This is a genomic window from Amycolatopsis sp. NPDC059021, from assembly GCF_042739895.1.
In the GTDB taxonomy this organism is placed as follows: domain Bacteria; phylum Actinomycetota; class Actinomycetes; order Mycobacteriales; family Pseudonocardiaceae; genus Amycolatopsis.
Map to the genome: position 1 here is coordinate 91447 of NZ_JBHYIQ010000018.1, position 9608 is coordinate 101054.

Below are 9608 nucleotides of genomic sequence, written 5' to 3' on the forward strand. Positions count from 1 at the left end.
TACTGCGAGATCAGCCCCGTCAGGTAGCCTTGAAGTTCCTTGACAAGACTATCGTCGCTGTTCTTCTTGAGAAGATCCAACGCGTTCTGCGCGGTCTTGGTGATCGCATCGACATCGTCGACCGTGGTCGCCTGCTCAGCGGCCGCGTACGCGGCATTACGAATGTCCCGGGTGCCCTGCTTGATCTTGTCGTCCCGGGCTTCGACCGCGTGCCACCAGTTGTCGTAGAACGCCCGGATGGCATGGCCGGTGTTCCCGATGGCGTCGTGATACCGCAGGTTGTTCAACTGGTTGTAGAGAGCGTCGCTCTTGGCCCACAGGTCGTGGCCCCATTTGTAGAAGGCGTCCCCCGCCTCCCCCTTGAGCATCTCGTTCGCCTTGTTGAGCTGCGCGGAGAACGCGTCGTTCACCTCACCCAGCTTCTTCGTGGCCGCCTGGACCAGACCGTCCATGATGTACCACTCACGGTCGTGGTCGATCCGGTCGAGCAGACCGCCGGTGTAGTTGAGGAGCTTCGGAAGCGTGTCGTACTGCGACACGTTGAACGCCGGTGCATCCGGAGCGTACCGGCCGATATCCGGCCCGTTGCTGTCGGCCATTTCCCCATCCTTGTCGATAACTTGACCCGAAACCGGTTTTCGGCAGCTTCACGGATTACACACTGGACAGAAAGAGTCAGTAGCGGCGTGGCCGGTCAGGCGACCACCTAGATGAGATTCTGGTGCCCACCTCCCCTGCTGTAATCAGGCTCACCGTTCTTCCCCTTCTTGTCACCGCTGTTGCCATTGTTGCCGTTGTTGTCGCCCGCGGGCTTGTCGGCAGGCGGCTTGTCTGCCGGTGGCTTGTCGTCCTTGTGGTCCCCGTTTCCGTGGTCTCCGCCGTTGTCCGTCACGCTTTTTTTCCGTCACCACCTGCCTTGATCGGGTTGTTGACGTTGCCGCTGTAGCCGTCGCCGACCTTGCCGTCGTCGCCGACACGGTTACCCTGGTCCCGCTCGGCTTGGGTGTTGAAGTCCTTCATTTCCTTCTTGGCGAAGTTCTCGGCCTCGTCGAGAATCGCCTTGATTTTCTTGGCGTTCTCGCCGTCCACGTTGTCGAAGTCCTTCGCGACCGTGTGGAGGTGCTTCGCCATTTGTTCGAACGCCTTGTTCAGGTGATTGGCGTGCGCGACGATGGCGTTGCGCCGATCGTCCATGATCTGCTCGAGCCACACCGCGACCGCGAACTTCCCCGCGTTCGGCCAGTGCGGCTTGAGGTCCTCGAAGACGGTCAAACCATTGCCGGTGAGGATGTCCCGAATTTCGTTTGCGATTTTGTCCAGCGCATCTTTGTCGAATTTCGTCTGCTGAGCCACGATGACCCCCTCACGCCAGCTTCAGCGTGCCGAGGTCGTCACGAACCCTGGCGCGCAGATCGGTGACCACCGCCTTGATCTTCGCGGCGGCATCGTCGTCGATGGACTGGATCTCGGTCGCGATCTTCGTCAGCGCCTTGTCCATGTCGTCGAGCGCGGTCTTCAGCTGGTCCGCGTGCGCGAGAACGCCGCGTCGCCGGTCGTCGACGATCGCGTCGAGCTGCGCGGCGAGGTCGAAGTTCCCGAGCTTGGGCCAGTCCGCGCGCAACGCGCTGAAGGCCGACATGTCATCCATGATCCGCCCGAGGGCGGCGGCCGACGCCTTGACGGTCTCAGTGTCGAGCTTCGTGCTGCTCATGTCATCACTCCACAATGGTTGACGGGACGGAACAGGAGGACAGGGCACCGGACGGAGAGCGTCCGGTGCCCGTGCCCTTCCGGGACAACGTCATCGGCAGGACGGCGTCAGTGGTAGACGTGCTTCGCGCCGTTCTTGTCCGCGACCTGCATCTCGTCCACACCGCTGTGCATCTTGGCCCGCATCTGCTCCAGGATGTCGGCGTTCGCCCGGAGGTCGCTCTCCAGGTCGTTGCACAGGCTGTTGTAGGCCTCCGCGGTGCTACCCTGCCAATCCCCCATGATTTCGTTGACGTGTTTCCGCTGCTGCTCTGTCTCTTCGATGATGCGCTGAGCCTGGGCCTTCATCGCGTCGATCATGGCGTCGAGCACCGCGTAGTCGTACTTGATCATGAACTTTCTCCTTGTACTGAAAGATCAGGTGATCCCGAAGGGACGGGGTTACTTTCCGCCGAGGAAGGTGTTGGTCTCGATCTGGACGCTGTTGATCTGCTTGACCAGGGCCTCGTCCGTACCCGTCTGGTTGTTCGCCTCGTTGCGGATGTTCGTCGCCATGGTGTTCACGTGTTCGAGAACGGTCTTCTTGACGTTCCCGATCCAGTTCTCGGCCGTGTAGTGGAGGGCCTTCGTCGCCTCGCTCGGGCTGGACGACGTCGTCTGCTGGATGTGGGCCAGAAGCTTGTCGAGTTCCGCCGCCATTTGCTGGGCGAACTCCTCGTGCTTGGTCGCTTGCTCGAAGATCTTGCCCTTGTCAACTGTTGTCGTGTGCGACATCAGGTCTCCTTGCTGTTCCGTACGGGCTACACGCCTACAGGTCTCAAGTTAGATTTCGCCGGGGCGAAGCATGGCGCTCAAGGGCCGAGAGCGGCGAAGGGGCGGAACTCCCCCCATGAACCGCCGGTCACGACTGGACACGCAATGCTCCTTCCATGCTGAGCAGCGGTCCGGACGGCAGCAGGGACAGCAGTTCCGCGGGTATCCGCACCGCGGACTGCGCCGAGTAACCGAGCGCACCCGCGACGTCACCATTCGCCAACGGATACTTCGTGCCCGTTTCGGTGATGAGATAGACGGTGCCCGGCGGCGCCCCCGGCGCGGGTTGCTCGGCGGCCAGCACACCACTGCCCGCAGGGATCACCACGCGGTCCGCCGTCATCCCGGCCGCGTGCGCGCCCACCGGCATCCCCTTCGTGGCACTGACCGAAGTGGACAGCAGGCCGGTGGTGACCTGCTGCTCGCCCGTGCCGAGCGGCGAGAAGTTCGCGCAGGCCATGACATCCGGTGGCGGAGAAACGATCTGCGGCGGTTCGGGCGGCAGGGAGCCGACGAGGTCGGGCCCACTGGTCGAAGCGGGCGCGCCGGACAACGCTCCCGGCCCGGCCGGGATCGGTTCCACGGCCGAGCCCCCGTACGCGGCCTTGATCGACGGCGAGGCCATCAGCAGGGCCGCGCTGGTGCGGCTCAAGGCCGCTACGCCGTCGGCGCGGATGAGATAGAGCTGAGTGGTGCCGATCGCCGGGTTCCGCACCTGGTAGATCTGCCCGACCACGCTGGCGTGCCCGTCGATCGACGGGCCGGGCGAGCCGACGTCGGCGGGCACGGCCGCCGAGATGTCCTGTCCAGCGGGCACGGCGTTCACCCACGCCGCGGTGGCCTGCACCGGCGCGATCGGGCTGTAGCCCAGTGCCTCGGCCTCGGTCCGGCTCGGGATCCGGTGCCGTTTTCCGCGCCAGATCAGGAAGTTCGTGCCGTCCGGGGTACGCGCCAGCAGCGCCTGCCTGTCGGTCAGCGTCTGCTGGAGCGGGTGGCCGAGCACGAGGCTGATGGTCGGCCCCTGCCCCTGCGGACCGGGAGCGGGCGGCTGCGCGCACACCGTCCACGGGCCGTCGTCGAGCGCGGTGGGCAGCGCGTCCGGCGCGCCGACGATGCCGATCGGCTGCCCGACCGGCGTGCCGGACAACGATTTCTGGGCCACCGAGACGACCTGGCCGGTACCGGACTTCCCGGCCGCCAGCCGTGCCGAGGAGTAGTTCAGCACCGGACGCAGCTGGTCTTCGAGGTAGATGTAGCGCGCGCCGGTCGTCTCGTTCATCACGATCGCGCCCGGCTGGCGCCACGACGTGTTGCCGCCGGGCACGAAAACCCCGTAAATGCCGAAAATCCCCATCGCGATCGCGCCGACGACGACTCCGAGGAAGACACCGGTGTTGAGCCGTTTGTTCGGCGGCTGCAGCACGTCGGGCTTGCCGTGCACGACGGCGGCCACGAGCCTGCCCACCACGTAGAAGTAGGCCTGTACCTGATCTCGCCGGGACTGCATCAGCCCGCCAATCCGCGCATCCAGGCGTACACGCCCAGTACCTGCAACAGAATCGGGACGACGGCGATGGCGGTGATCGACTCGAAGATCTCCACCGCGCGGCCCCAGTACGGCCGCAGCCGCTTGCCCGGCAGCGTCCTGCTGGCCAGCAGCATGAGCGCGCCGATCACGAACACCGGCACACAGACCGCGAGCAGCCTCGCCAGGTCGGCCCGCTCACCGGCGAAGTGCCCGATGTTCACCATCACGGCGGCCGCGGCGGGCACGATGATCGCCCACCGCTGCACCACGCCGGCCGGATGCCGGCTCCGCAGGAACAGCAGGAGCGCGATCACCAGTGACAACACCATTTCCCAGCCACTGGCGCCCGAGACGAGCAGCGGCAACAGCACGGTGAACGCGGCGCCGAGCCCGGTGTGCAGGGCCGTCGAATACCCGACGGTCACCGCGCCGCGCTCCACGATCATCTTGGCGGGCACCGGATCGATGTCCTCGCTGAGCTCGTCCTTGTCCGACGGCAGCATCGGCAGGGTCAGCCCGGACAGCCGGAAGGCCGTGGCGGGCAGGAACACGCCGATGATCAGGCCCGCCGTGAGACCGAGTCCCGCCACCTGCGGAAGGCTCACGTCCGCCAGCGAGGCGATGAGCCCGGTCAGTGCCAGCACCAGGACGAACATGATGGCGCCGGCGAACAGCAACGCCGAATCGGCGACGAGGAACGCCCCGATGCTCAGCACCAGCAACGCCACGGCGAGCGCGACGGTCGCCTCGACCGCTGTCGAGGCCAGCGGGGCGAGCATCCGGACGAGCAGCACCCCGCCGAGCGCGCCATAACAAGCCGCGGCGAACGCGACAATGGTGGCCGCGTAGGTGTCCGCGACCCCGCGCGCGATCAGCGCGCTCGCCGGGAGCAGCAGCACCGCCAGCGACAGCGCGACCGCGGCCTGCGCGCCCGGCGAACCCACACCGGGCAGCACCACCAGCCCGAGCAGGAACGCGCACACCGCGCCGATCCGGAACATCCAGCGGGTGTGCTGTGGTTTCCACGTACCGCTGTGTTCCCGCACCTGCTCGCCGACCCCGGCGACGAGGTCGTCGAAGTCGATCGGCGCCAGCTGGTCGGCACGGGGCCGCAGGTAGATCGTTTCGCCGTCGAGCAGGTTGAGCTCGGCGAGCGTGCGATCCTCGTCCAGCGGTTCCTCGCCGACCCGCTGGACCACCCAGCCCTCGTGGTCGGCGCCCTGCTCGATCCATTCGCCGCCGAACTGGGGCAGCACCGCGGGCAGCAGATCGGTCAGCGTCGCCTCGGTGGGCAGGGCCACCTCGGTGACTTGCTTCCCGAGAACGAACCGTAGCCTCGCCGACGTTGTTGTGCGATGCTGTGTCTGCTCTTCCATCTGGTGTCAGGTCCTTCCTGCCAGGGATCTCAGACCGTGAACCAGCCCGGAACCTATCGCCGCGCGGCCGTCGTCACGGCGCTCGAAGCCCGGTCGGCGCGGAAAAGGGGAAGTCCACTCACGAGGGAGAGCGTCCTTTGAGCACGGTGCTGTTCGCACGCCGGGCACGGCGGCCGAAACCGGCCGTGTCCAGCGACGAGATCGAGATCCAGCCGCCGCCCCCGGTGCCGGAGGACACCGGCGGCGGGATCAGCTCGGTGCTGATGTACGCACCGATGGGGCTGGGCTCCCTGGCCATGGTGATGATGTTCGTCCGCCCCGGCTCCGGCCTGATGTCCTACATCGGCGGCGGCATGATGCTGCTCTCGGTGGTGGGGATGCTCATCGTGCAGCTAATGCGCTCCTCGGTGACGCACAAGCAGAAGCTGCACGGTCACCGCCGCGACTACATCCGCTACCTGACCCAGCTGCGCGAGCGCGTCCGCACCGCGCTGACCGCGCAGCAGCGCGCGGCCCGCTGGATCCACCCCGACCCGCGCGCGCTGTGGTCGCTGGCGCTGGGCTACCGGCTGTGGGAACGCCGCGCCGCGCAGGACGACTTCGGCGAGATCCGCATCGGCGTCGGCACGCAGCGCTCGGCGCTCAAGCTGCTTCCCCCGGACACCAAGCCGATCGAGGACCTCGAACCGCTCGCCGCGCACGCGCTGCGCCGCTTCCTGCGTGCCTACTCCAGCCTGCCGAACGCCCCGATCGCGGTGTACCTGCGCGGGTTCGGGCAGATCCAGTTCAGTGGCGACGATACCGCCGTGCTGGGGCTCGTCCGCGCGATGCTCGGCCAGCTCGCCACCGCGCACGCCCCCGGCGAAGTCCGCATCGCACTGTGCGCCGACGCCGACCGGGTCGAGCGCTGGAACTGGCTGAAATGGCTGCCGCACAACCAGGATCCGGAGAGCAGGGACGCCGCGGGCGCGCGGCGGCTGGTCGCCGGGACCGTCACCGAAGCCGAACTCCTGCTCGGCGGCCCGGCCTTCACCGGACGGCCCCGGTTCGAGGCGGACACGCCGATCACCGCGTCGGAGCCGTTCGTCGTGCTCCTCCTCGACGGGGTGTCCGTCCCCGCCGATCACCGTGTCGCGGACGAGGGTTACCGCAACACGGTGGTGCTCGACGTCTCCGGCTGCCTGCCGTGGCACCAGCGTCCGGGCGTGCTGTTCCTCGACGTCGAGCCGGACCAGGTGAGCACGGTTTCCTTCGACCGGCTCGGCAGGCAGCACACGAAACGGCTGTGCACCCCGGATTCGCTGAGCGAGACGGGGGCCGCCGCGCTGGCGCGCACGATGGCGAAGTACCGCGTCGGCGAGGTTTCCGAGGACGAAGAGCCGATGGCAGGCGACTACGAACTCGCCGGACTGCTCGGCGTCGGCGACGTCGCGCATTTCGAGCCGACGCGCTACCGCAGGGAACGGATGACCGCCAAGCGACGGCTGCGGGTGCCGATCGGTATCGCCGCCAACGGGACCCCCCTGGAACTGGACATCAAGGAGGCCGCCGAGGACGGGATGGGCCCGCACGGGCTGTGCGTGGGCGCCACCGGGTCCGGAAAGAGCGAGCTGCTCCGCACTCTGGTCCTCGCGCTGGCCACCACTCATTCGTCGGAGGACCTCAACTTCGTCCTCGTCGACTTCAAGGGTGGCGCGGCCTTCCTCGGTTTCGACCAGCTTCCGCACACCTCGGCCGTGATCACCAACCTCGCCGAGGAACTCGAACTGGTCGACCGGATGCAGGACGCGCTGGAGGGCGAGCTGAACCGGCGCCAGGAGTACCTGCGCGCCGCGGGCAACTACGCGTCCCGCCGGGACTACGAGGCGGCCCGCGCCCAGGGCGTCCCGCTGGAGCCGATGCCCGCGCTGTTCATCGTGGTCGACGAGTTCTCCGAAATGCTCTCCAGCAAGCCGGAATTCATCGACACGTTCGCCATGATCGGCCGCCTCGGCCGCAGCCTCGGCGTGCACCTGCTGCTGGCGTCGCAACGGCTCGACGAGGGCCGCATCCACAAGGTCGAGACGCACCTGTCGTACCGGATCGGCCTGCGCACGTTCTCCGCGATGGAAAGCCGCAGCGTCATCGGCGTCCCGGACGCCTACGAGCTGCCGAACAGCCCTGGCAACGGGTATCTCCGCCCGGACACGCAGACACTCATCCGGTTCAAGGGCGCGTATTCGTCCTCGCCGTACCGGGCCAAGAGCCGCACCACGGCGACCAATGCGGTCGAACAGCACGTCGTCCCGTTCGGGATGGGGTACATCGAACCGACCACGCCACCAGAACCGGAGCCCGAGCCGGAACCCGCCGACGAGCAGGAGGGCACGGAGACGGTGCTCGACGTGCTCCTCAGCCGGCTGCGCGACGTCGGCCCGCGCGCCCACCAGGTGTGGCTGCCGCCGCTCAAGCAACCGGCCACTTTGGACCAGTTGCTGCCGCCGCTGGTGGATCACCCGGAGCTCGGCCCGCGCCCGGTCGGCGACCTGCAGACCGCGGCGCTGACCGTCCCGGTCGGCCTGATCGACCTGCCCGCGCAACAGAAACGCGAGCTGCTGGTCGCCGATCTGTCCGGCAGCAAGGGAAACGTGGCGGTCGTCGGTGGTCCGCAGAGCGGGAAGAGCACCCTGCTGCGCACGCTGATCGCGGGCCTCGCGCTGACGCACACCGCGGCCGAGGTCCAGTTCTACTGCCTCGACTTCGGCGGCACGCTCACCTCGCTGGCGAAGCTCCCGCACGTCGGCAGCGTCGCCAACCGCCTCGACCGGGACCGCGTCACGCGGACGGTGCTCGAAGTGACCAACCTGATGGCGCGTCGCGAGGCGTTGTTCGCCGAGCACAACATCGACTCGATGGCCACCTACCGGCGGGCGCGGCGGGCCGGCAAGTACACCGACCTCGATCCCTACGGTGACGTGTTTCTGGTCGTCGATGGCTGGTACACGATCCGCCAGGACTTCGACGACATCGAGGACAACTTCACCGAGATCGCCGCCAGGGGCCTGAGTTTCGGCATCCACCTGGTGGTCGCGACCAACCGGTGGTCGGAGATGCGGCCGTGGCTGCGCGACGTCGTCGGCTCGCGGTTCGAGCTCAAGCTCGGCGACCCGGTCGACTCGGAGATCAACAGCCGCTTCGCCGCGACCGTGCCGTCGATCCCGGGCCGGGGCATCACGCCGGACCGGCTGCACTTCCTGGCCGCGCTCCCGCGCATCGACGGTTCGCCGGCCACCGACGACCTCGCCGACGCGACCGTCGAGCTCGCCGAGGCGCTGGCCCTGCCCGGCGCGCCGGTCGCCCCGCAGGTCCGGCTGCTGCCGCACCAGATCACCGTGCAGGAGCTGCCCGGCCCGAAGTCGCCCGGCCCGGCGGCGGAGATGCGGGTCCCACTCGGGATCGACGACGTCGAGCTGGCCCCGCTGTGGCACGACTTCGACACCAGCCCGCACCTGCTGATCTACGGCGACGCCGAGAGCGGGAAGACGAACCTGCTGCGGCACATCGCCCGCGCCGTCGTCGCGCACCACAGCAACGAAGAGGCCAGGATCATGTTCGGCGACTTCCGCCGCGAACTGCACGACTCCGTCCCCGCCGAGTACCAGCTCGAATACGCCGTCGGCGCGGACGCGCTGGCGAAGTCCATCGCGGGCGCGGCCTCGGTGATCAAGGACCGGCTGCCGGGACCGGACATCCCGCCGAGCAGGCTGCCGCTGCGGGACTGGTGGACCGGCGGGCGGCTCTACATCATCATCGACGACTTCGAGCTGGCCGAAGGCGCCAGCCCGCTGGACCCGCTGGTGCCGCTGCTGACGCAGGCCGCGGACATCGGCGTGCACATCATCGTCGCCCGCAGCACCTCGGGCGGGAGCCGGTCGATGATGAGCCAGGCGATCCGGCGGATGTGGGAACTGGGCACGCCCGCGCTGATGTTGTCCTGTCCCCGGTCCGAGGGTTCGTTCCTCGGCAACCTCAAGCCGCGCACCCTGCCGCCGGGCCGGGCCCAGTTCGTCAACCGCCGCCGCGCGGTCCGGCTGGTGCAGACCCCGCTGGTCGAAGGCTTCGTCAAACCGGAACAACCGGACTGAGGTTCTCGCCCGGTCGGTCCGTGAAGGCCTCCTTCACAGCGCTCAACGCCGTGAAGG

General features: G+C 67.9%; 9 protein-coding genes. 1 reads left to right on the forward strand and 8 read right to left on the reverse strand.

Annotation, left to right across the window (positions count from 1 at the left end; genetic code table 11):
* The 8 genes from ACFWX1_RS13620 to eccD form a co-directional block, all read right to left on the reverse strand.
* Positions 1–599, reverse strand: a 599-nt coding sequence (locus tag ACFWX1_RS13620; protein WP_378387033.1) for a hypothetical protein, incomplete at its 3' end; no start/stop codon positions are given.
* A gap of 107 nt (positions 600–706) precedes the next feature.
* A complete protein-coding gene (locus tag ACFWX1_RS13625) occupies positions 707–892 on the reverse strand; it encodes a hypothetical protein (protein ID WP_378387034.1) in 186 nt (61 codons plus the stop codon).
* Complete coding sequence (locus tag ACFWX1_RS13630; protein WP_378387036.1) at positions 889–1353, reverse strand: hypothetical protein; 465 nt, start codon at positions 1351–1353, stop codon at positions 889–891. Before ACFWX1_RS13630 ends, ACFWX1_RS13625 begins: the two co-directional genes overlap by 4 nt.
* 10 nt (positions 1354–1363) lie before the next feature.
* Entirely contained in the window at positions 1364–1711 is a 348-nt protein-coding gene (locus ACFWX1_RS13635) for a hypothetical protein (protein ID WP_378387038.1), read from the reverse strand.
* A gap of 107 nt (positions 1712–1818) precedes the next feature.
* Positions 1819–2103, reverse strand: a complete 285-nt coding sequence (locus ACFWX1_RS13640) for a WXG100 family type VII secretion target (RefSeq protein WP_378325589.1) — start codon at positions 2101–2103, stop codon at positions 1819–1821.
* Between the two features lie 48 nt (positions 2104–2151).
* Complete coding sequence (locus ACFWX1_RS13645; protein WP_378387039.1) at positions 2152–2484, reverse strand: hypothetical protein; 333 nt, start codon at positions 2482–2484, stop codon at positions 2152–2154.
* A gap of 127 nt (positions 2485–2611) precedes the next feature.
* Positions 2612–4030, reverse strand: coding sequence for a type VII secretion protein EccB (gene eccB, locus ACFWX1_RS13650; protein WP_378387041.1), 1419 nt, complete (start codon positions 4028–4030; stop codon positions 2612–2614).
* A complete protein-coding gene (gene eccD / locus ACFWX1_RS13655; RefSeq protein WP_378387043.1) occupies positions 4030–5427 on the reverse strand; it encodes a type VII secretion integral membrane protein EccD in 1398 nt (465 codons plus the stop codon). Before eccD ends, eccB begins: the two co-directional genes overlap by 1 nt.
* A 146-nt stretch (positions 5428–5573) precedes the next feature.
* On the opposite strand from eccD, the gene eccCa reads away from it, so the two are divergent.
* Positions 5574–9551, forward strand: a complete 3978-nt coding sequence (gene eccCa / locus ACFWX1_RS13660) for a type VII secretion protein EccCa (protein WP_378387074.1) — start codon at positions 5574–5576, stop codon at positions 9549–9551.
* The last annotated feature ends 57 nt before the right edge of the window (positions 9552–9608 follow it).

Coding starts and splice junctions, on each gene's coding strand:
- ACFWX1_RS13635 (WP_378387038.1), bottom strand. CDS start 1,711: ATGAGCAGCACGAAGCTCGACACTGAGACCGTCAAGGCGTCGGCCGCC.
- ACFWX1_RS13640 (WP_378325589.1), bottom strand. CDS start 2,103: ATGATCAAGTACGACTACGCGGTGCTCGACGCCATGATCGACGCGATG.
- ACFWX1_RS13645 (WP_378387039.1), bottom strand. CDS start 2,484: ATGTCGCACACGACAACAGTTGACAAGGGCAAGATCTTCGAGCAAGCG.
- eccB (WP_378387041.1), bottom strand. CDS start 4,030: ATGCAGTCCCGGCGAGATCAGGTACAGGCCTACTTCTACGTGGTGGGC.
- eccD (WP_378387043.1), bottom strand. CDS start 5,427: ATGGAAGAGCAGACACAGCATCGCACAACAACGTCGGCGAGGCTACGG.